Raw genomic sequence first — 20010 nt, forward strand, 5'->3', positions numbered from 1 at the left:
CGTTTTGTTATTAGCGGCTGTTATGAGCGCAGCTGAAACCAGGTGGTCTTCAACTGGGTGTATTTATCGAATGAGTGCAGCGACAGGTCGCGGCCGAAACCAGATTGTTTACCGCCACCGAAAGGCACAGTCACATCCAGCGCATCGACGCTATTGACCGACACCGTGCCGGCTCGCAATTGCCGCGCCACGCGGTGGGCGCGATTGAGGTCGTCAGTCCACAACGACGCGGCCAAACCGTAGACGCTGTCGTTGGCCAGTTGCAAGGCGTGGGCCTCATCATCGAACGCCGTGACCGCCAGCACAGGGCCGAACACTTCATCGCGAAACAGCGGCATGTCCGGGCTCACGCCGGTGAAAATGGTCGGCTGAATGAAGCTGTCGGAACCGTTGAAAATCGACTGCCGTCCACCGCACACCTTGGTGGCGCCTTGGCGTTCGGCCTGCTGGATGAACGTCATGATGCGCGCGGTCTGACGGCTGTCGACAATCGCCCCGGCGCGGCTCGACGGGTCCAGCGGATCACCCGGTTGCCAGCATTCGGCGTGTGCCTTGAGGCGCTCGACGAACTCGTCATGGATCGAACGCTCCACCAGCAACCGCGAGTTGGCCGAGCAGACTTCACCCTGATTGAAGAAGATCCCGAATGCGGCTTTCTCTGCGGCCAGATCCAGGTCCTGACAATCGGCGAACACCAGATTGGCGCTCTTGCCGCCGCACTCCAGCCACACCTGTTTGAGGTTCGATTGCGCCGAGTACTGCATGAAATATTTGCCGACTTCGGTGGAGCCGGTAAACACCAGGCAATCGACATCCGGGTGCAGACCGAGGGCTTTACCGGTCTGCTCGCCGAGCCCCGGCAACACGTTCAACACGCCTGCTGGCAGGCCGGCTTCCAGCGCCAGCTCGGCCAGACGCAGGGCGGAAAACGGTGACTGCTCGGCCGGTTTTAGAATCACCGAATTACCTGCCGCCAACGCGGGTGCGAGTTTCCATGCAGCCATGTCCAGCGGGAAATTCCACGGCACCACCGCAGCGACCACGCCCAGCGCTTCGCGGGTGATGGTCGCCAGCACGTTCTGCGCACTCGGGGCGATCTGATCGTAGAGTTTGTCGAGGCTTTCGGCGTACCAGCGAAACACTCCGGCGGCGCCCGGTACGTCGATGTTGTAGGCGTCCATCACCGGTTTGCCCATGTTCAGCGAATCGAGCAGCGCCAGTTCTTCGCGATGGGACATGATCAGATCGGCCAAGCGCAACAGCACTTGCTTGCGCTCATTCGGCGAACGCGCCGACCAGGTTCCGGCCTCGAACACTTGTCGCGCATTGCGTACCGCAGCGTCCACGTCTTCTTCGCCGCACGCGGCCACATTGGCCAGGCACTGGCCGGTGGCAGGGTTGATCACGGCGAAGGTCTGCCCCGACTGCGCCGCACGGGGTTTGCCGTCGATCACTGCTTGATCGGGAAACTGCAGCGCAGCGGCTTTGTTTTGCCAGAATGTAAGCTCGAACACGTTCAGATGCTCCATGGGCTTTCTTGTGGATTGGATGGTGGCCCAGGCCTGTGTCGAGTAAAAATAGTAAAAATGTCTTCGCAGACCATGAAAAAACTGGGCAGCCGATCTCCCCGGTGGCGCGGTATGTGGTTATTGTTCAGGCATAACAACACCGTCGTCAGAACGGATGCGGGCGGCTCGCAATTTGCCTGGATGTCGAGACCATCCACACCGAGGTTTGCCGTGGCTGCCTACAACCTGCGTCAATTGAAATACTTCATCACCACCGTCGAATGCGGCAGCGTCGCCGAGGCGTCGCGCAAGCTGTACATCGCCCAACCGGCGATTTCCACGGCGATCAAAGGCCTGGAAGACAGCTTCGGCGTGCAACTGTTGATCCGTCATCACGCCCAAGGCGTGTCCTTGACCCCCAGCGGCGCACGCTTCTACCGCAAGGCCCAGGAACTGCTGCGCATGGCCAAGGAGTTCGAACAGAACGCCCTCGCCGACAACGACGTGGTAGCCGGGCAAATCGATATCGGCTGCTTCGAAACGGTCGCGCCGCTGTACCTGCCGCAGTTGATTGCCGGGTTCTCGGCGCTGTATCCGGGGGTGAAAATCCGTATCCGCGACGGCGAACAGCAAGAGCTGGTGCAAGGCCTGACCTCGGGCACCTTCGACCTGGCGATCCTGTATGAACACGACCTCGACGCCACCATCCAGACCGAACCCTTGATGCCGGCGCAACGGCCTTATGCGTTGCTGCCGGCAGATCATCGCTTTGCCCAACTCAAGCAAGTGTCGCTGCGCGATCTGTGCCTGGAGCCGATGATTTTGCTGGACGTACAACCGAGCCGGACCTACTTCGTCAGCCTGTTCGAAGAGTTGGGGCTGACGCCGAACATTGCCTTCAGCTCACCGTCGATCGAGATGGTCCGAGGCATGGTCGGGCAAGGCTTCGGCTTCTCGATCCTGGTCACTCGGCCGCATTCGGAGTGCACCTATGACGGCCAGAAAGTGGTGTGCGTGGACATCGTCGAAGACATCACCGGCTCAGGGCTGGTGGCGGCGTGGCTCAAGCGCGGGCAGTTGACCAAACCGGCGCAGCTATTTGCGGATTATTGTCGGGAGCAACTCACCGCGAAGGCCCAGACAAACCCTTGATGCCGAGTGAGTTCTGCAATTCACTTCAGATCTACTGTGGGAGCTGGCTTGCCTGCGATAGCGGAGTGTCAGGCAACATCAATGTTCAATGTGCCGACGTCATCGCAGGCAAGCCAGCTCCCACAGGGTTCTTCGTTGTCTGGGGAAGATTATTTTCGGGGCTTGATCCGCGCGGTCGCCTCGGCCACCAGCGGATCATCCGGCCAATAATGTTTCGGGTAGCGCCCTTTTAAATCCTTCTTCACCTCGGCATACGTGCTACGCCAGAAGTTCGCCAGATCCTGCGTCACCTGCACCGGCCGTCGCGCCGGAGACAGCAAATGCAGTTTGACCACCTGCCGGCCACCGGCAATCCGCGGGGTCTCTGCCAGGCCGAACAACTCCTGCAACCGCACCGCCAGAATCGGCGGCTGCTCGCTATAGTCCAGACGAATCGATGAACCCGATGGCACGCTCAAATGATGCGGCGCCAGCTCATCGAGCCGTTGCGGCAGCGGCCACGGCAACAGGTTATGGACGATGCTCGACAGGTCCAGATTGGCGAAGTGACTGAGCCGCGAAACTTTGCCCAGATACGGCATCAGCCAATGTTCGAGGCTTTTGAGCAGGGCGGCGTCGCTGACATCCGGCCATTCGCTCTGCTCTTTACTGCTGAGGTCCAGCTGTCGCAGCAACGCCACTCGCGCTTGCCACTGACGCAGCTCTGGAGTCCACGGCAACAGCTCCAGACCTTTGCGTCGTACCAGATTCACCAGTGCCTGGCTGCGAGCGGTTTCGTCGAGTCCGGTCAACGGCTCGCGGCTGAGGATCAATTCACCGACCTTATGCTGACGCTCGGCGCGCAACATGCCTTCGCGCTCGTCCCAATCCAGTTGATCGACCACGCGAACCTGTTCGGCCAGCACTGAATCGAACAGCGCCGGATCGAAATCCGCCGCCAGATAAATTCGTTCTTCACGCTGGCCCTGACGACTGCCGAGATCGGCGATCACCAGCCACGGTTGCTTCATCAAACTGTCGGCTTCGGCGAACAGCGCTGCGCGACCGTTGGCCAAACGATATTCCGCGCCACCGGCACGACGCTGCTGGGCAACGCGGTCGGGATAGGCCAACGCCAACAGCGCACCGAGCCAACGCGGATGATCCGGATCGCTGACCGGTTCTGACGCCTTGCCTCGCAGATAACCGCGATACTGCCGCGCCAGTTGCCGGGCTCGTTGAACGCCACCCTGAGCACCGCGTGCGGCCCGTTCTTCGCCGGACAACAGAACCAATCGGCTGTGCAGATCCGCTCCGGCGCCACGCAAAATATCCCGCTCACCGAGCAAGGCCGCAACATCGCACGCCATGTCGGCCAAGCCGAGCGCCTGACCGCGCAACAGCAAATGCGCGATGCGTGGATGGGCCGGCAGTTCGGCCATCGCCTGACCGTGTCGGGTCAGCGCTTCGCCGTCCAATGCGCCCAGGCGCTCAAGCAAGTCCTGAGCCTGTGCATAAGCGGCCGCGGGCGGCACGTCGAGCCAAACCAATTGCCCCGGTGTCACGCCCCAGCGACCGAGCTGCAACGCTAATCCGGCAAGATCCGCCGAGAGAATCTCCGCGCTGGCGTAGGCCGCCAGTTGCTCGTGCTGATCCTGCGACCACAACCGATAACACACGCCCGGTTCCAACCGCCCTGCCCGGCCCGCGCGTTGAGTGGCGCTGGCTTTGGAAATACGCTGAGTGTCGAGGCGGGCCATGCCGCTGCCCGGATCAAAACGCGGCACCCGCGCCAACCCTGCATCGATCACCACGCGCACGCCATCGATGGTCAAACTGGTCTCGGCGATGTTGGTGGCCAGCACCACTTTGCGTTTGCCGGCGGGGGCCGGATCGATTGCGGCACGTTGCGCCGCCAGGTCCAGTTCACCGTGCAACGGGCAGAGCAACACCTGCGTACTCTCGCCCAGTGCATCGGCGAGTTGCTGATGCACACGACGGATTTCCGCTTGCCCCGGCAGAAACACCAGCACGCTGCCGGTTTCATCATTCAGTGCTTCGAGAATGGTCTGCACCAAACGCGGCTCGATGAATTCACCGGGCTGGAACGGCCGGCCCCAGCGCATCGCCACCGGGTACATGCGGCCTTCGCTGCGCAGGATCGGCGCGTCATCGAGCAACCCGGCCAGGCGTTCGCCTTCCAGGGTTGCCGACATCAAGAGGATTTTCAGTGGTTGATCGTCGCGGAACAGTTCCCGACCGTTCAGGCTCAAGGCCAGCGCGAGATCGGCGTCGAGGCTGCGCTCGTGGAATTCGTCGAAGATCAGCAGGCCCACGCCTTCGAGCGCCGGGTCGTCCTGCAAGCGTCGGGTCAGAATCCCTTCGGTGACCACTTCGATGCGGGTGTTGGGGCCGACTTTGCTGTCGAGACGAATGCGATAGCCGACGGTTTCGCCGACCTTCTCGCCCAGCTCACTGGCCAGACGCTCCGCTGCCGCCCGCGCAGCCAAACGACGCGGTTCAAGCATCAGAATGGTCTGCCCGGCCAACCAGGGCTCGTTAAGCAAGGCCAACGGCACGCGGGTGGTTTTACCGGCGCCGGGCGGTGCTTCGAGCACGGCTTCATGGCGTGTAGCCAAGGCTTCACGCAGGGCGGGTAAAACTTCATCAATCGGCAAAGAAATCATGCTGGCTCCCAAACAGAGGCGCGAGTATAACGGCGAACTGCTCGGCGTTAATGACGGTCCTAATTCATACAGGCGTCCTTTCGTTTTGAAATAACCCAGGAGATTTCATATGCGTGTTCCCTTTCGCTTGATTGGCGGTGTATTGGTCGCGACGTTGCTGACCCAGGTGACCGCTTGCGGATCGATTTTCTACCCTGACCGTCGCGGTCAGATTGACGGCAAGATCGACCCGGCCATCGCCGCGCTGGATGCCGTGGGCTTGCTGTTCTACATCATCCCCGGCCTGATCGCGTTTGCCGTGGACTTCGCCACCGGCGCGATTTACTTCGAGCCCGGCAAGACCGCCCAGGTGGCCCCGGAAAAACTCAAGGAAGCCATCGGGGCCGACGGCAAGGTCGATAACCACAAGTTGCAGACTATTCTTGAAACCGAACTGGGACGTAGCTTCCCGCTGGACGACCCGCGTCTGATCCAGCACAAGGGCAGCACCCAGCAACTGGCCATGTTCGGCCTGCAACCTGCCGCGTAATCCGTGCACTTAAAGGAATAGCCGCACTTATGATCTCCAGCTCCGAACACGCCCGCCTGCTGCGGCTGGCGACCCGTGCCTCGGTGGCGGTGGCGTGCACATTGATTGTCGCCAAGGCCATCGCCTGGTGGTTGAGCGGTTCGGTGAGCATGCTCGCCGGGTTGACCGACTCGGCCCTCGACGGCGTTACCTCGCTGCTCAACCTGCTCGCGGTGCATTACGCCTTGCGCCCGGCCGATGATGATCATCGATACGGACACGGCAAGGCCGAGTCGCTGGCGGGCATGGCTCAGGCGTTGTTCATTGGTGGCAGTGCGGTGCTGATTGCCTTGCAGGCGATCGATCGACTCAAACACCCGGAGCCGGTGGGGGCGCCGTGGATCAGTATCGGGGTGATTGTGTTTTCCCTGGTGCTGACCCTGGCCCTGCTGATGGTGCAACATCGGGTCGTCAAGGCGACCGGCTCCAGTGCGGTGCGCGCCGACTCTCTGCATTACCGTTCGGACATGCTGCTCAACGGCAGCATTCTGGTGGCGCTGGTGCTCGCCGGGTTTGGCTGGCATCAGGTCGATCCCTGGTTCGGATTGGGGATCGCCGCCTACATTCTCTGGAGCGCGATTCATATCGCCCGGGAAAGTTTTACGGTGCTGATGGATGAAGAACTGCCAACGGACGTCAGCCAGCACATGCTCGAACTGGCCTGCAGCGTACCGGGCGTTTTGGGCGCGCACGACCTGCGCACGCGAATCTCCGGCAACCAGTGGTTCGTGCAGTTGCACCTGGAATTGCCGGGGGATTTGACCCTGTCAGTCGCTCACGGCATCAGCGACCAAGCCGCCGATGCGATTCACGCGGCTTATCCGCGAGCCGAAGTGCTGGTGCACGCCGACCCGCAGGAAGTGGTACTGGCAGGCAGGGCTCAGAAAGAAACCTGATAACCGCGACTGCTCAGGCAGTTGCCCTGGGCCTGACGGTAGGCTTGTACCACCGACGGGTCTGGCTGGTAGGTGGCCGTTCGCGGATCGAAGCCACTCTGCTGCACCGCGTATTGATAGCACTCGTAACCGTCCTGGTTGACCTGCTCTGGCGACTGACCGTTGGCCGGATACGCCACCACGTCATAACCATTGCTGACCGGTTGCGGCTGCGGTTGTACGGGCGGCTCGACCACGACGTAATCCTGAGTGCTTTCCTGATAGGCGTAATAAGAACCGGCCGCCAGGAACAACAGCGCACCGCCGATCCACACTTCACGCGCGTAATCAGGCAAGTAGCTGACGCGAATCCCGCGTGGCGGCTGAACCACCACGTAGCGTGGGCCTTGTGGGCGATACCAGTAGCCGCCGGAGTAGAAGTAATCCTGACCACGGTACGGCACGCGGTAATCACGGTCCGGGAAGCGATCAATCACATGACCGGGACGGTACTGCGGGCCGGGGCCCCAACCGTTACCGTGCCCATCCGGGCGACCGGCCCAGCGATGGTCATCGGGACGCGGACCGTTGTTCTGCCAATGCGGGTTGTTATCGTTGCGCCGCGGTACGTCCTGATAGTAACCACGCTGTGGCTGCTGGGTCTGGCGCACGGTGTCGGGCCGGCCCTGAATCGGCAGGTCGTTGGCTGGTAACTGCGGAGGTGGCGGCGGCGAGCGAACCGGATTGTTGTAATCGTGCTGCGGCCGGGGCTGGTTCTGCCACTGGCCGTTGTTCTGACTCTGGCCGTTGTGCTCGAACTGACGGCTATTGTCGCCACGAATGATGTCGTTATTCTGCGCACGCGGCTGGTTCTGCTGCGGATTGTTCTGCGGGCGCGGCTGGTTATTGCCGCCGTGTCCCTGATTGTTTCCCTGGTGACCATCCGAGCCGCGTTGCCCGCCATCGGGGCCACGGTTTTGCGGCTCATCGGCCAGCGATTGCGCAGTGACACTTACACACAGCAAACCAACACCGGCCAAACGCCAGATGCGCGACTTCATGCTTTTCCTCACTGCGGGTTAGGGCCTGTACGTAAGACTGGGAAAGCACAGGCCGGTTCTGCAACAGGTTATCAGTCGCGCAACTTATTTATTGAGGGACGCTTTGCTCAGGGCATGAAAAATTGCGGGCAAAAGAAAAGGGAGACCCGTCGGCCTCCCTTTGAGAACTTCGTCCGTGCTCGACGCTTTTGACGTCGGCTCACCTCACGCCGTCTTCTGGACAGTGTGTAGCTCGGGGGCCGGCACATCCCCTGTGGGGGTGGCGACCGCAGCTGGCCTGATTGGGCGAGCCGCACTGGACTGTTTGTCCGAGCAGTGATTCTGGTGATAAGAATAGGCTCGCGGCGCCGGCAGAGGATTGCGAAGATTGCTCAAATAAACATCACTTGCGCAATTTTTAACCCTGGATAGATAATCCACCGCAATAGTTATGACAAAGGCCTGATTGATGAGCAAACTCGACCGATACGACCTGAGTATTTTGGCGGAATTGCAGCGTGACGCGCGCATCTCCAACCAGGAGCTGGCCGAACGCATCGGCCTGTCCCCCTCGCCATGCTCGCGGCGGGTCAAGCAGCTGGAGGACGACGGTTATATCTCCCGCCAGGTGGCCTTGCTGGACCGCAAGATGCTCGGTTTGAGCCTGACGGCTTACGTATTGATCGGTATGGACCGGCATACGCCGGAGCGTTTCGAAAACTTCGAAGCGGCGATTCGTACGTTGCCGCAGGTACTGGAATGCAGTTTGGTGACCGGGATGGATGCCGACTATCAGCTCAAGGTCGTCGTGCCGGACATGGATCATTATCAGAAATTGCTGCTGGGGCATCTGACCCGGATTGAAGGGGTGACGAGCGTGCGGTCGAGTTTTGTGCTTAATCAGGTATTGAATAGTACTGAGCTGCCCCTCACTCACTTGCGCAGCTGAGACCCGCTCCTGTAGGAGCTGTCGAGTGAAACGAGGCTGCGATCTTTTGACTTTGCTTTGTAAAGAAACAAGATCAAAAGATCGCAGCCTCGTTTCACTCGACAGCTCCTACAAGGGTAGGGCCAGGCGACGAATAGCTGCGACACGCTGCCGCAGGTCAATACTTAGCCAATCCCCCATGTCGTATACTCCAGCGCCTTTTAGCCCCGCCCGCGCTGGAGATGTTCGATGGATCCTGCAGTATTCGAAGAGTGGATGATGACCGGACTGGTCAGCATCCTGATCATTTTCATGGGTTTCATCGTCTGGGATCTGGCGAAGAAATCCAAGGCCGGACGCTTTGGCTCGTTCATCCTGTTCTTCGTACTCGGCTTGGGCGTGGCCGCGTTCGTGATCAAAAGTGTGGTCATCGGCCTGATCGAATCCGGCACGTTATAAACGCGCCGGCACTTCCTTCCACTGGCCCTGATCGAGCCCTTCGATTGACCAGTCGCCGATTCTGACCCGTACCAGACGCAACGTCGGCAAGCCGACCGCCGCGGTCATGCGCCGTACCTGACGGTTACGCCCTTCGCGAATCACCAATTCCAGCCAGCTTGTCGGCACACTTTTGCGAAAGCGTACGGGCGGGTTGCGTGGCCACAGTTCAGGTTCTTCAAGCTGCCGCGCTTCAGCCGGTAGTGTCATGCCATCGTTCAGCTCCACGCCATCGCGTAAACGCTGCAATTGCTCGGCACTCGGCTCGCCTTCCACCTGCACCCAATAGGTCTTCGCCAGTTTGTGTTTCGGATCGGCGATCCGCGCCTGAAGCTGGCCGTCGTTGGTCAGCAGCAGCAAACCTTCGCTGTCGCGGTCCAGCCGTCCTGCCGGGTAAATCCCGGGAATCTCGATGTAATCCTTGAGCGTCGCCCGCCCTTCGCCGTCGCTGAATTGCGTCAGCACATCGAACGGCTTGTTGAACAGAATCAGCTTCGGCTCGGCCGGTGGCGCTTTGGCGACACGGCGCGGGGCTGAGGACGATGGCGCAGGCTTCACGCCAGGGCGGCGGGAAACGGGACGTTGAGGACGGGACATGGGAAAAGGAACATCTAGCGGTCAGGGCTGCTAATGCTAGTGCCCTGACCGTTAAATGACCATCTCGCAATCAGCGGAACGGCGGCTCGTCGAAGCTGCGCAGTTTGCGCGAGTGCAACGAGTTGAGTTCGGTGCGCAACAGATCCACCGCCTCGATACCGATCTTCAAGTGCTGGCTGACCGCACGCTCATAGAAGGCGTTGGCCGAACCCGGCAGCTTGATTTCGCTGTGCAACGGTTTGTCCGAAACACAGAGCAACGTGCCGTACGGAACCCGCAAGCGATAACCTTGCGCCGCGATGGTGCCGCTTTCCATGTCCACCGCCACAGCGCGAGACAGGTTGATCAGCGGACGCTCCTGAGCCCAACGCAATTCCCAGTTACGGTCGTCGTAGGTCAGTACGGTGCCGGTGCGCAGGCGTTTTTTCAGCTCGTCGCCCTTCTCACCGGTGATATTGGCCGCCGCTTGCTGCAACGCCATCTGCACTTCGGCCAGGGCCGGAATCGGAATATTCGGCGGCACGACCCGATCGAGAATCCCGTCGCGGCGCATGTAAGCGTGCGCCAGCACGTAATCGCCGATGGTCTGCGACTGACGCAAGCCGCCACAGTGGCCGATCATCAGCCAGCAATGCGGACGCAGTACCGCCAGGTGGTCAGTGATGTTCTTGGCGTTGGACGGGCCGACGCCGATGTTCACCAGGGTCACGCCGTGGCCGTCGCTGGCGATCAGGTGATAGGCCGGCATCTGATAGCGGTGCCAAACCACACCGGCGGCAATCGCCGAGGCTTCGCCGTGGTCCATGCTCTTTTCGATGATCACGTTGCCCGGCAAGACCATGCGCACGAAACGCGGATCACTGCGCAACTGTTCCAGGCCATGGACGATGAACTGGTCAACGTAGCGGTGGTAGTTGGTCAGCAGAATCCATGGCTGCACATGGCGCCAGTCGCTGCCGGTGTAATGCACCAAGCGGCGCAGGGAGAAATCCACCCGCGCAGCGTCGAACAAGGCCAACGGCAGCGGGTCGGTATTTTCCCAATCGTACAAACCGTCGGCGATGCCATCGGTCGCAGCCGACAGGTCGGTACTCGGGAACACCCGCGCCAACACGGCCGCAGTCACGCCGGAGCCGGCCAGCTCATCGCCCTGCTCAACCACATACGGATAAGGAATGTTCTGCTGGCTGATGCCGACTTCCACGGTCACGGTGAAGTCGTGCATCAACGGCACGAGTTGTTCCAGCAAATACTTACGGAAAGCCGCCGGATGGGTGACGGTGACGCTGTAGGTGCCCGGCAACTGAACCTTGGCGTAGGCCCGAGTGGTCTGTGGGACTTCGCCCTGGCAATGGTAGGTCAGACGCAGTTCGGGATAACGAAACATCGCACGCTGTTCGGCGTCCGGTTCGACTCGATCCTTGAGGTAACGCTTGAGCGCCTGGTTCAGCGCGGTGGTTGCACGATTGTGCAAGAGCGCAAGCCGGTCCACGGCTTGCTCGGCGGTTTGAACGACAATAAAAGCTTCGGTCACGATCAGCATCCTGTGTTCTGACTTGCAGGCCTTCATCTTGCCTGCAAGTCAGCGCGATCAGAAGCCCTGTGGTGTCGACCGGGCGACAATCGCTTCCACATCCAGCCCACGTGGCAACGCGCCATACACCCGACCGGCCGAACCGAGGCGGCTCGCAATGAAGGCATCACTGACGGCGGCGTTGCCCGCCTCCAGCAACAGCTTGGCCTGAAGGCCCAAGGCGATGTCTTCGGTGAGCTGGCGGGCGCGGTATTGAATGTCGCTGGTGTCTTTGAAAGCCGCCTGCAATTGAGTGATGTGTGCAGCCAGGCGTTTGTCGCCATGACCATCGCCCAATTCGCTGAACAATACGTCGAGCACACCTGGCTCCTTGGACAACGCTCGCAATACGTCGAGGCATTGCACGTTGCCGGAACCTTCCCACGTCGAATTGACCGGTGCCTCACGGTACAACCGCGGCAGGATGCTGTCTTCGACATAACCGGCGCCGCCCATGCATTCGGCGGCTTCGTTGATCATTCCGGGCGCGCGTTTGCAGATCCAGTATTTGCCCACCGCAGTGACCAGCCGAGCGAATTTGGCTTCATGCTCGTCATCCAGATGATCCAGCGCCTGCCCCATGCGCAGGCTCAAGGCCAGGGCGGCTTCGCTTTCCAGGGCCAGGTCGGCCAGTACGTTTTGCATCAAGGGTTGTTCGCTGAGCAATTTGCCGCCGACCTTGCGGTGAGCGCAGTGATGGCTGGCCTGGGTCAGGGCCTGGCGCATCAGCGAACTGGAACCGACCATGCAATCGAAGCGGGTCATGGCGACCATTTCGATGATGGTCGGAACGCCCCGCCCTTCCTCGCCGACCATCCACGCCAGCGCACCACGGAACTCCACCTCGCTGGACGCGTTGGAACAATTGCCGAGTTTGTTCTTCAGGCGCTGTATGTAGAACTGATTGCGCGTGTCATCCGGGCGATGGCGCGGCAGCAGGAAACAGGTCAAACCCTTGTCAGTCTGGGCCAGGGTCAGGAACGCATCGCACATCGGCGCGGAACAGAACCACTTGTGGCCCACCAGTTCATACGCCTGGCCCGGACCACTGGCGCCGACCGGAAAAGCCTTGGTGGTGTTGGCCCGCACGTCAGTGCCACCCTGTTTCTCGGTCATGGCCATGCCGATGGTGACCCCGGCCTTGTGGGCCATGCCGACGTTGCGCGGGTCGTATTCGGTAGAGAGGATTTTCGGCAGCCACTGCTCGGCCAAGTCCGGTTGCAGACGCATCGCAGGGACGCTGGCGAAGGTCATGGTCAGCGGGCAACCACTACCGGCTTCGGCCTGGCTGTGCAGGTAAGTCATGGAAGCGCGGGCGACGTGGGCACCAGACTGCGGATGCGCCCAGGGCAATGAAGTCAGACCGTGTTCGACCGCCGTGCGCATCAGTTCGTGATACGCCGGGTGAAATTCCACCAGGTCGATGCGGTGGCCGTAACGGTCATGACTGCTGAAAACCGGCTTGTTCTGGTTGGCCAGGAACCCCGCTTCCATCAGCGGCCCGCCGGCCAGTGCGCCGTAAGCGTCGATCCGCGACTCGGCCCACCCGGCCCCGAAACGCCGCGACCACTCCTGCAACGGCAGGTCGATGCGATACAGGTTGGCGCCGTCCAGCGACGGTGGCTGGTTGGTAACTTCGTGGGTTTCGGCGAACTGATGCAGGTTCATGACGGGGCTCCTTTGGTCAGCCAAGTGACTTCAGTTAAGCACCGCCCCTTGACCGAACAAAGTGTCATATCTGCCTAAATATCGGCGCTTTCGCCTTGCTTTGGACACAGCACCCGACGATAGAGCGCTGCCTGCAGGTCCTCGAATTTCACCGGTTTGCTCAGGTAATCGATCAAGGCACCGGTCGGGCAGCGTTCCCGATCAATGCTCAAGGCAATCACGAATACCGGCAGTTCGGCGCAGCCCGGCAACGCGCGGATCTGGCAACAGAGGGACGCGCCACCCAGAGATGGAAGCTGGCAATCGAGCAATACCGCATCGAAGGTTTCGCGCTGCAAGTGATCGATCGCGCTAGCCCCGTTGTCGGCGGTGCGCACCCGGAAGCCCAGCTTGAGCAACATGCCACGCATCACCAGCTGATTGATGCTGTTGTCATCAACCAGCAGGACGGTGCAGTCCTGAGGCAGTCGCAGGCGAGGAAATTCCCGGGGCATCAAGGGCACTGACGGCCGCTCCACCACGGGCAGTTCGAACTCGACGTCGAGCTGGAAGCGGCTGCCACGACCAGGCTCGGAGCGGTGAGTCAGTTTCCCACCGAGCAACTCGACCAGCTGTCGACAGATCGCCAGGCCAACGCCCAGACCTCCATATTCACGGGTCATCGAGCCATCGAGCTGGAAGAACCGCTGATACAGCGTCGCCTCCCCCAGATCGGTGAAGCCGATGCCGGTGTCGATCACCGCAAAGGACAGTGCCAGTCGGTCGGGCGTCACGGGTTTACCCGTCACCCGCAGCGCCAGTCCACCGATCCGAGTGAACTTGATCGCGTTTTCCAGCAGGCATTCCAGGCATTGCGCCAACTTGGCGCTGTCGCCGTGCAAGCGATCCGGCAGTCCCGGCGTGACCTCGACTTTGAAGTCCAGCGACTTGCTCAACGCGTTGCCCTCGAATTGCAGGCGCAAAGCCTCGACCACGCCGCGCAAACTGAAAACGGCCGGATAGGTCTTGAGCTTGCCGGCCTGCAACTCGGTCAGCGTGAGGATGCCGTTGACCATGCGCATCATGTCTCGCGCCGAACCGTAGGCCGTTTGCTGATATTGCTCCAGCTCCGGGTCCATCTCGACGGTCTGCATCAGTTCCAGTGAACCGATCACACCGTTCATGGGCGTGCGCAGTTCGTGGGTCAGGGTGGCGAGGAATTCGTCCTTGAGCTTGTTACTGCGCGCCAATTGCTGGTTCAGCACTTCAAGCGTTTGGCCGGCATCGAACAGGGTCTGTGCCTGCTGCTCGCGCATGGCGTTGATGCGATCGGCCAGCGCCAGGGACAGCAGCGCCACCTCTATCGCCGAGCCAATCTGGCTGGAATACATGGTCAGGAACACGTTTGGCAGGTAACCCAGCACCATCAGGGTGTTGACGATGCCGCCGAGCAAAAACGCCGACCAGGCAATGATGAAGTAACGCGCCACTCGCAGGCCACGCAGCCAGGCAAAAATCCCTGCGGCAAAAATCACTACGGTGAAGGTCAGTGCCAGCGCCGTCGCCAGGCGCAGGGCCAGGGCGTAACTGGTCATCAACGACAACCCGACCACCACCGCGCTAAACGCAATCAACGCCAGCAGCAAGCGGTCGAGCCAACGACTGTGGGTCGCCGTCTGCAAGAAGCCGCGAGCGAACTGGCTACCGAACAGACCTGCGCAACCGATGAAAAACGGCGTCGCAGCGTTGGCCCACCAGGGATTGTTCGGCCAGAAATACTCCACCGCCGCTCCGTTCACTGACAGCTGATACAAACCGAACGAGGCGATATAGAAGATGTAATAGAGGTAGCTGGTATCGCGCACACTGAGATAGATGAACAGGTTGTACACCAGCATCCCCAGCAACACGCCGTAGATCAGCCCCAGCACATACAGTCGGATCGGTTGCTCTTCCAGGTAGGCAGTGCTCGACCATAGGGTGACCGGCGCCTGGATCGACCCTTCACTCTGCAGGCGCAGGTACAGGGTTTGCGCTTGATCAGGGGTGAAGTTCAGATCGAACAGGTAGTTGTTCTGGCGGATTTCGCGACTGTCGAACGGCAAGGCATCGCCAGTCTGGCGCGCCAGTTGATAGCCACCGGCCGTATCGGGCAAATAGAGATCAAGGTGATCAAGGGGCGGATAGGCCAGTTCCAGCAACCAGGTGCGTTGCACCGCAGGGTTGTTCGGGCGGTAATGCAGGTCGATTTTCAGCCAGAACACTGAACGCGAGTAACCGGCGTTGAGAGTCGCTTTGTCGTGGGGTTTGAAGTTTCCGGCCGCGACTTGTGCACGGACATCGGCGATGGTCGCCTGACCGCCCGCGTCTTCGAACACTTGCAGGGTTCGGCCCAGGGGAAGGCTTTGAGTGAATTCGTCGAATTCGACTGCACTCGCCATGAGGGGCAAGCACAACAGCAACATCAGCAAATAGCGCATTTAAGCCCCAGCGTGGCCTGTCCGGTTATCTCAGGAAGCCCCTCATTCCTTTTGAGTAGACGTAAAACCGGTATTACCTGTTATTGGTTTGGATCCACTCTAGCATAGCCGTTGGTGGCCATTGAACACCATTGAAATTTTTCCTACAAAGGCTCTAGCACGGGCGTTCCAGACGCCCACTCCGTGTAGCAGCTGGCGAAGCCTGCGTTCGGCTGCGTAGCAGTCGTGAAGTCAGTCGCTGCGGTGTATCAGGCAGACCGCGTGTTCAGGTTTTACGACTGCTACGCAGCCGAACGCAGGCTTCGCCAGCTGCTACATGGACCGTCATGACTCGTCGGTCGACTGGTGGTAAGCTCGCGCACCATGAATATCTACAGCTCTCGCCCCGTTGTCCTCTGTCTCTCCGGCCACGACCCAAGTGGTGGCGCCGGCTTGCAGGCAGATATCGAAGCCCTGCTCGCTCAGGGTTGTCATGCGGCCCCGGCCGTCACCGCGCTGACCGTGCAAGACACGGTCAACGTCACTGACTTCCGCGTCCTCGACCGTGAGTGGGTGTTGGCGCAGGCCAACGCCGTGCTCAACGATTCCGAAGTCGCTGCCGTCAAACTGGGCATGCTCGGTTCCCTGGAAATGGTCGACACCGTAGTCGAACTGCTCTCGGCGCACCCGCATTTGCCGGTGGTCTGCGACCCGGTGCTGCGCGCCGGTGGCGGCGGACGCCTGGGCAAGGACGAAGTCGGCTACGCCATGCGCGAGCGCCTGCTACCCCTGTCGATCATCGCCACTCCTAACCTTCCCGAAGCCCGCATCCTCGCCGAACTGCCCGAAGGCACCGCGGACGAGTGCGCTGAAAAACTCCTGCCATTCGTCAAACACCTGCTGATCACCGGCGGCCATGGCGATGAACACGAAATCCACAATCGCCTGTACAGCCGCGACGGTCGCCGCGAAACCTTCACCTGCCAGCGCTTGCCCGGCAGTTATCACGGTTCCGGTTGCACGCTGGCCAGCGCCCTCGCCGGTCGTCTGGCCCTCGGCGAAAATCTCGCCAGTGCCGTGCAGACCGCGCTTAACTACACGTGGCGCACCCTACGTGATGCGGAGCAGTTGGGCAAAGGCCAGTTCGTGCCGCGCCGCCTGCCGCTGGATTTCTGTTCGTAACTGTCCATGCGTAAAGCAAAAAGGATTGCCCGATGAAGCTACGTGGCCTGTACGCCATTACCGATAGCCAACTGCTGGCAGGTAAATTTCTTTCGTACGTGGAGGCGGCGCTGGAAGGCGGCGTCACCCTGCTGCAATACCGCGACAAGAGCAGCGATGAGGCCCGCCGTCTGCGCGAGGCCGAAGCCTTGCGCGATCTGTGCGAACGCTACAAGACCCAGTTGATCATCAACGACGATGCCGAACTCGCTGCACGCCTGAACGTCGGCGTGCACCTGGGCCAGACCGATGGCCCGCTGATGCCGGTTCGGGCACTGCTCGGTCGCCAGGCGATCATCGGTTCGACCTGCCACGCGCAACTCGAACTCGCCGAGCAAGCGGCCAAGGAAGGCGCCAGTTATGTCGCTTTCGGTCGTTTCTTCAACTCCAACACCAAACCCGGCGCACCGACTTGCAGCCTCGAATTGCTCGACCAGGCCCGCAGCAAACTGCACCTGCCGATCTGCGCGATTGGCGGCATCACCCTGGAAAACGCCGCACCACTGGTGGCCCACGGGGTTGATCTGCTGGCGGTGGTCCATGGCCTGTTTGGCGCCGAGAGCACGGCTGAAGTGACACGCCGCGCCCGCGCATTCAACGAATTACTGAAAATCTGATTTGAGAGCCCGATCATGTCTCGTTCCGAAACGCTGTTTGCCAATGCACAGAAACACATTCCCGGTGGCGTGAACTCGCCTGTTCGCGCATTCAAAAGCGTGGGCGGCACGCCGTTGTTCTTCAAACACGCGGAAGGCGCCTACGTCACCGACGAAGACAACAAGCGTTATGTGGATTACGTCGGTTCCTGGGGGCCGATGATTCTCGGCCACAGCCACCCCGACGTGCTGGACGCCGTGCGCAAACAGCTTGAGCACGGATTGTCCTACGGCGCGCCGACCGAGATGGAAACCCAGATGGCTGATCTGGTCTGCTCGATCGTGCCGTCGATGGAAATGGTGCGCATGGTCAGCTCCGGCACCGAAGCGACCATGAGTGCGATCCGTCTGGCCCGTGGTTTCACCGGCCGCGACAGCATCATCAAGTTCGAAGGCTGCTACCACGGTCACTCCGACAGTCTGCTGGTCAAGGCCGGCTCCGGCGCACTGACCCAAGGTGTGCCGAGCTCGGCCGGTGTGCCAGCGGCCTTCGCCAAACACACCCTGACCCTGCCGTTCAACGACATCGACGCCGTAGAAACCATGCTCGCCGAAGTCGGCCAGGACGTGGCGTGCATCATCGTCGAGCCAGTGGCCGGCAACATGAACTGCGTACCGCCGGCGCCAGGTTTCCTCGAAGGCCTGCGCACCCTGTGCGACAAGCATGGCGTGGTGCTGATTTTCGACGAAGTGATGACTGGTTTCCGTGTCGCCCTTGGCGGCGCACAAGCCCACTACGGCGTGACACCGGACCTGACCACCTTCGGCAAAATCATCGGTGGCGGCATGCCGGTTGGTTGCTTCGGCGGCAAGCGCGAAATCATGTCGCACATCGCGCCATTGGGCCCGGTCTATCAGGCGGGCACCTTGTCGGGTAACCCGCTGGCCATGGCTGCGGGTCTGACGACCCTGCGCCTGATCAGCCGCCCGGGTTTCCATGCCGAGTTGACTGACTACACCAGCCGTCTGCTCGATGGCCTGCAACAACGCGCGGATGCCGCGGGCATTCCGTTCGTGACCACACAGGCCGGCGGCATGTTCGGTCTGTACTTCAGTGGCGCCGACGACATCGTGACCTTCGATGACGTGATGGCCAGCGACGCCGCCCTGTTCGGGCGCTTCTTCCACCTGATGCTTGAAGGCGGCGTGTACCTGGCGCCGAGCGCCTTCGAAGCCGGCTTCACCTCGATCGCCCATGGCGAAACCGAGCTGAAACTGACGCTGGACGCCGCCGAGCGCGCATTTGCTGCATTGAAATAACGCTGTGCCGCTGACGTTGGCGGTTGCCAGCGTCAGCTTTCACCTGCTTTCCCGCCCTTATTCCTACGCTTCTGCTCAAAATCCCCAGCAAAGTGGGCGATATATTCCCCGCGCAGCAGAAAAACGAGTAAAGACTTTGTAAGGTTGGCCCTGCTTATTTCATAATGCGCGCTTATTGGATCCCTCGATGGGTCCGCGCGCCCTTCAGAGGTAAGTCGATTCCCATGAACCGCACCGGCCGCGCCCTTGCATTGGGCTGCCTGTTGCTCCTTCAGCCCCTGCTCGCGCTCGCACAAGCAGGCGGCAACTCGTTGTTAATCCCAGCGATGGGTCGTTGCACCCTCAATACTCAGCCGCAAGACCTGGCACAGGCTCTCGCCGCCTGCCAGAAAGCGTCGGATGAAGGGGATGCGCAAGCGCAATACGAGTTGGGTGAGTTCTACTACGACGGCAAAAATACGCCGCGCGACCTCAAAAAAGCCCTGGGCTACTTCGAAAAGGCCTCGTTGCAAGGCCATGCTCAGGCGCAATTCAAACTCGGCTCCATGTTCTTCCACGGCGAAGGCGTACCGGCCAATAATATTCAGGCGTATATCGTGCTGAAAATGGCTGCGGTCAACGGTGCTGAAGAAGCGTTGGACACCGCCGACGAAGTCGCCGAGAAAATGCCTCGCGAAGAACTTGAAGTGGCTACCCAGGTGCTGGGGCAAATCTTCCGCAAATATCTGATGGAATTGCAAAGCGCCGATGGGCGTACGCCGTTTTCGCCACTGCCTTAAATGATGTGTCGATCTTTCTGGCCCCTTCGCGAGCAAGCCCGCTCCCACATTTGATCTGCGTCGTACACAAATCAAATGTGGGAGCGGGCTTGCTCGCGAATGGCGGCGACTCGGTCTTGAGGCTTACTTCTCAGGCATCGGCATCGGAAACGGCATGACATTGCCGACCGCACCGCGGGCTTCGCTGATTTTCGGCGTACCGAGGCGCTCGACCTCGTCGATCCGCACGATCGAATGCATCGGCACAAAGCTGCGCACAACGCCTTCGAACTGAGCCTTGAGCTTCTCTTCGCTCGGATCGACGACCACTTGCGTGCGCTCGCCAAAGACGAACTCTTCCACTTCCAGGAAGCCCCACAGATCACTTTGATAGATCTGCTTGGCATACATTTCGTACACCTGGCCCTGGTTGAGGAAAATCACCTTGTAGATTGGAGCTTCACGTTTGGTCATGGTGGGCGAGCAACACATCGGGGATAAAAATGAGGGCGCGAACTATAGCATAGCCGCCGGACGCACAGCGGTAGGAACCTTGGGACATGTTCCCTATAATGCGCGGTTCTTTGAATCACGTGATGACTCT

The 20010-nt window shown here is 60.6% G+C and carries 17 protein-coding genes; 9 read left to right on the plus strand and 8 right to left on the minus strand.

Annotated features, from left to right (window positions below; translation table 11 throughout):
* Positions 1–20: 20 nt before the first annotated feature.
* The gene (locus ACMXYI_RS03035) at positions 21–1514 is read right to left on the minus strand and encodes an aldehyde dehydrogenase (protein ID WP_415771588.1); all 1494 of its coding nucleotides are present in this window, start codon (positions 1512–1514) and stop codon (positions 21–23) included.
* A gap of 225 nt (positions 1515–1739) precedes the next feature.
* Between ACMXYI_RS03035 and ACMXYI_RS03040 the strand changes: the two genes are divergently transcribed.
* Complete coding sequence (locus tag ACMXYI_RS03040; RefSeq protein WP_415771589.1) at positions 1740–2660, plus strand: LysR substrate-binding domain-containing protein; 921 nt, start codon at positions 1740–1742, stop codon at positions 2658–2660.
* A 149-nt stretch (positions 2661–2809) separates the two neighbouring features.
* Here ACMXYI_RS03040 and hrpB read toward each other — a convergent pair whose 3' ends face one another.
* A complete protein-coding gene (gene hrpB / locus ACMXYI_RS03045) occupies positions 2810–5326 on the minus strand; it encodes an ATP-dependent helicase HrpB (protein WP_415771591.1) in 2517 nt (838 codons plus the stop codon).
* Positions 5327–5435: 109 nt separating this feature from the next.
* Here hrpB and ACMXYI_RS03050 point away from each other — a divergent pair, with 109 nt between their 5' ends.
* Together ACMXYI_RS03050 and ACMXYI_RS03055 are read left to right on the plus strand one after the other, a co-directional pair.
* Positions 5436–5855, plus strand: coding sequence for a polyribonucleotide nucleotidyltransferase (locus tag ACMXYI_RS03050; protein ID WP_415771593.1), 420 nt, complete (start codon positions 5436–5438; stop codon positions 5853–5855).
* Between the two features lie 29 nt (positions 5856–5884).
* A complete protein-coding gene (locus ACMXYI_RS03055; protein ID WP_415771594.1) occupies positions 5885–6790 on the plus strand; it encodes a cation diffusion facilitator family transporter in 906 nt (301 codons plus the stop codon).
* Here ACMXYI_RS03055 and ACMXYI_RS03060 read toward each other — a convergent pair.
* Positions 6775–7830, minus strand: coding sequence for a DUF6515 family protein (locus ACMXYI_RS03060; protein WP_415771596.1), 1056 nt, complete (start codon positions 7828–7830; stop codon positions 6775–6777). The genes ACMXYI_RS03055 and ACMXYI_RS03060 overlap by 16 nt on opposite strands.
* A 448-nt stretch (positions 7831–8278) precedes the next feature.
* Between ACMXYI_RS03060 and ACMXYI_RS03065 the strand changes: the two genes are divergently transcribed.
* Positions 8279–8758, plus strand: a complete 480-nt coding sequence (locus ACMXYI_RS03065; protein ID WP_007937367.1) for an Lrp/AsnC family transcriptional regulator — start codon at positions 8279–8281, stop codon at positions 8756–8758.
* A 228-nt stretch (positions 8759–8986) separates the two neighbouring features.
* Positions 8987–9196, plus strand: coding sequence for a DUF2788 domain-containing protein (locus tag ACMXYI_RS03070; RefSeq protein WP_007937369.1), 210 nt, complete (start codon positions 8987–8989; stop codon positions 9194–9196).
* Here ACMXYI_RS03070 and ACMXYI_RS03075 read toward each other — a convergent pair.
* The 4 genes from ACMXYI_RS03075 to ACMXYI_RS03090 form a co-directional block, all read right to left on the minus strand.
* Positions 9191–9832 carry a pseudouridine synthase gene (locus ACMXYI_RS03075; protein WP_033054187.1) on the minus strand — a complete coding sequence of 214 codons (642 nt, stop codon included), beginning with the start codon at positions 9830–9832 and terminating at the stop codon, positions 9191–9193. The two genes, ACMXYI_RS03070 and ACMXYI_RS03075, sit on opposite strands and share 6 nt — an antisense overlap.
* A 70-nt stretch (positions 9833–9902) precedes the next feature.
* Positions 9903–11402 (minus strand): AMP nucleosidase, encoded by a 1500-nt coding sequence (gene amn, locus ACMXYI_RS03080; protein ID WP_185753236.1) that lies wholly within the window; start codon positions 11400–11402, stop codon positions 9903–9905.
* Between the two features lie 21 nt (positions 11403–11423).
* Positions 11424–13073 (minus strand): acyl-CoA dehydrogenase family protein, encoded by a 1650-nt coding sequence (locus ACMXYI_RS03085; protein WP_415771599.1) that lies wholly within the window; start codon positions 13071–13073, stop codon positions 11424–11426.
* 74 nt (positions 13074–13147) lie between these two features.
* Complete coding sequence (locus tag ACMXYI_RS03090) at positions 13148–15532, minus strand: 7TM diverse intracellular signaling domain-containing protein (protein WP_415771601.1); 2385 nt, start codon at positions 15530–15532, stop codon at positions 13148–13150.
* Between the two features lie 363 nt (positions 15533–15895).
* Between ACMXYI_RS03090 and ACMXYI_RS03095 the strand changes: the two genes are divergently transcribed.
* The 4 genes from ACMXYI_RS03095 to ACMXYI_RS03110 all read left to right on the plus strand — a co-directional run bounded on the left by ACMXYI_RS03095 (position 15896) and on the right by ACMXYI_RS03110 (position 19427).
* Positions 15896–16693, plus strand: a complete 798-nt coding sequence (locus tag ACMXYI_RS03095) for a hydroxymethylpyrimidine/phosphomethylpyrimidine kinase (RefSeq protein ID WP_415771602.1) — start codon at positions 15896–15898, stop codon at positions 16691–16693.
* Between the two features lie 32 nt (positions 16694–16725).
* Entirely contained in the window at positions 16726–17349 is a 624-nt protein-coding gene (gene thiE, locus ACMXYI_RS03100; RefSeq protein ID WP_140680905.1) for a thiamine phosphate synthase, read from the plus strand.
* A gap of 15 nt (positions 17350–17364) precedes the next feature.
* Complete coding sequence (gene hemL / locus ACMXYI_RS03105; RefSeq protein WP_134422446.1) at positions 17365–18648, plus strand: glutamate-1-semialdehyde 2,1-aminomutase; 1284 nt, start codon at positions 17365–17367, stop codon at positions 18646–18648.
* 224 nt (positions 18649–18872) lie between these two features.
* Positions 18873–19427 (plus strand): tetratricopeptide repeat protein, encoded by a 555-nt coding sequence (locus ACMXYI_RS03110; protein ID WP_415771605.1) that lies wholly within the window; start codon positions 18873–18875, stop codon positions 19425–19427.
* Positions 19428–19550: 123 nt separating this feature from the next.
* On the opposite strand, the gene ACMXYI_RS03115 is transcribed toward ACMXYI_RS03110, so the two are convergent.
* Positions 19551–19880 (minus strand): DUF1820 family protein, encoded by a 330-nt coding sequence (locus tag ACMXYI_RS03115; protein WP_007894425.1) that lies wholly within the window; start codon positions 19878–19880, stop codon positions 19551–19553.
* Between the last annotated feature and the right edge of the window lie 130 nt (positions 19881–20010).

The sequence above is a fragment of the Pseudomonas lyxosi genome (assembly GCF_047758685.1).
GTDB lineage: Bacteria > Pseudomonadota > Gammaproteobacteria > Pseudomonadales > Pseudomonadaceae > Aquipseudomonas > Aquipseudomonas lyxosi.

What these genes read in the sequence shown, in the direction of transcription:
- amn (WP_185753236.1), bottom strand. Translation starts at nt 11,402, where the DNA reads ATGAAGGCCTGCAAGTCAGAACACAGGATGCTGATCGTGACCGAAGCT.
- ACMXYI_RS03110 (WP_415771605.1), top strand. Translation starts at nt 18,873, where the DNA reads ATGAACCGCACCGGCCGCGCCCTTGCATTGGGCTGCCTGTTGCTCCTT.
- ACMXYI_RS03090 (WP_415771601.1), bottom strand. Translation starts at nt 15,532, where the DNA reads ATGCGCTATTTGCTGATGTTGCTGTTGTGCTTGCCCCTCATGGCGAGT.
- ACMXYI_RS03085 (WP_415771599.1), bottom strand. Translation starts at nt 13,073, where the DNA reads ATGAACCTGCATCAGTTCGCCGAAACCCACGAAGTTACCAACCAGCCA.
- ACMXYI_RS03065 (WP_007937367.1), top strand. Translation starts at nt 8,279, where the DNA reads ATGAGCAAACTCGACCGATACGACCTGAGTATTTTGGCGGAATTGCAG.
- ACMXYI_RS03095 (WP_415771602.1), top strand. Translation starts at nt 15,896, where the DNA reads ATGAATATCTACAGCTCTCGCCCCGTTGTCCTCTGTCTCTCCGGCCAC.
- ACMXYI_RS03075 (WP_033054187.1), bottom strand. Translation starts at nt 9,832, where the DNA reads ATGTCCCGTCCTCAACGTCCCGTTTCCCGCCGCCCTGGCGTGAAGCCT.
- ACMXYI_RS03070 (WP_007937369.1), top strand. Translation starts at nt 8,987, where the DNA reads ATGGATCCTGCAGTATTCGAAGAGTGGATGATGACCGGACTGGTCAGC.
- hemL (WP_134422446.1), top strand. Translation starts at nt 17,365, where the DNA reads ATGTCTCGTTCCGAAACGCTGTTTGCCAATGCACAGAAACACATTCCC.
- hrpB (WP_415771591.1), bottom strand. Translation starts at nt 5,326, where the DNA reads ATGATTTCTTTGCCGATTGATGAAGTTTTACCCGCCCTGCGTGAAGCC.
- thiE (WP_140680905.1), top strand. Translation starts at nt 16,726, where the DNA reads ATGAAGCTACGTGGCCTGTACGCCATTACCGATAGCCAACTGCTGGCA.
- ACMXYI_RS03050 (WP_415771593.1), top strand. Translation starts at nt 5,436, where the DNA reads ATGCGTGTTCCCTTTCGCTTGATTGGCGGTGTATTGGTCGCGACGTTG.
- ACMXYI_RS03060 (WP_415771596.1), bottom strand. Translation starts at nt 7,830, where the DNA reads ATGAAGTCGCGCATCTGGCGTTTGGCCGGTGTTGGTTTGCTGTGTGTA.
- ACMXYI_RS03055 (WP_415771594.1), top strand. Translation starts at nt 5,885, where the DNA reads ATGATCTCCAGCTCCGAACACGCCCGCCTGCTGCGGCTGGCGACCCGT.
- ACMXYI_RS03115 (WP_007894425.1), bottom strand. Translation starts at nt 19,880, where the DNA reads ATGACCAAACGTGAAGCTCCAATCTACAAGGTGATTTTCCTCAACCAG.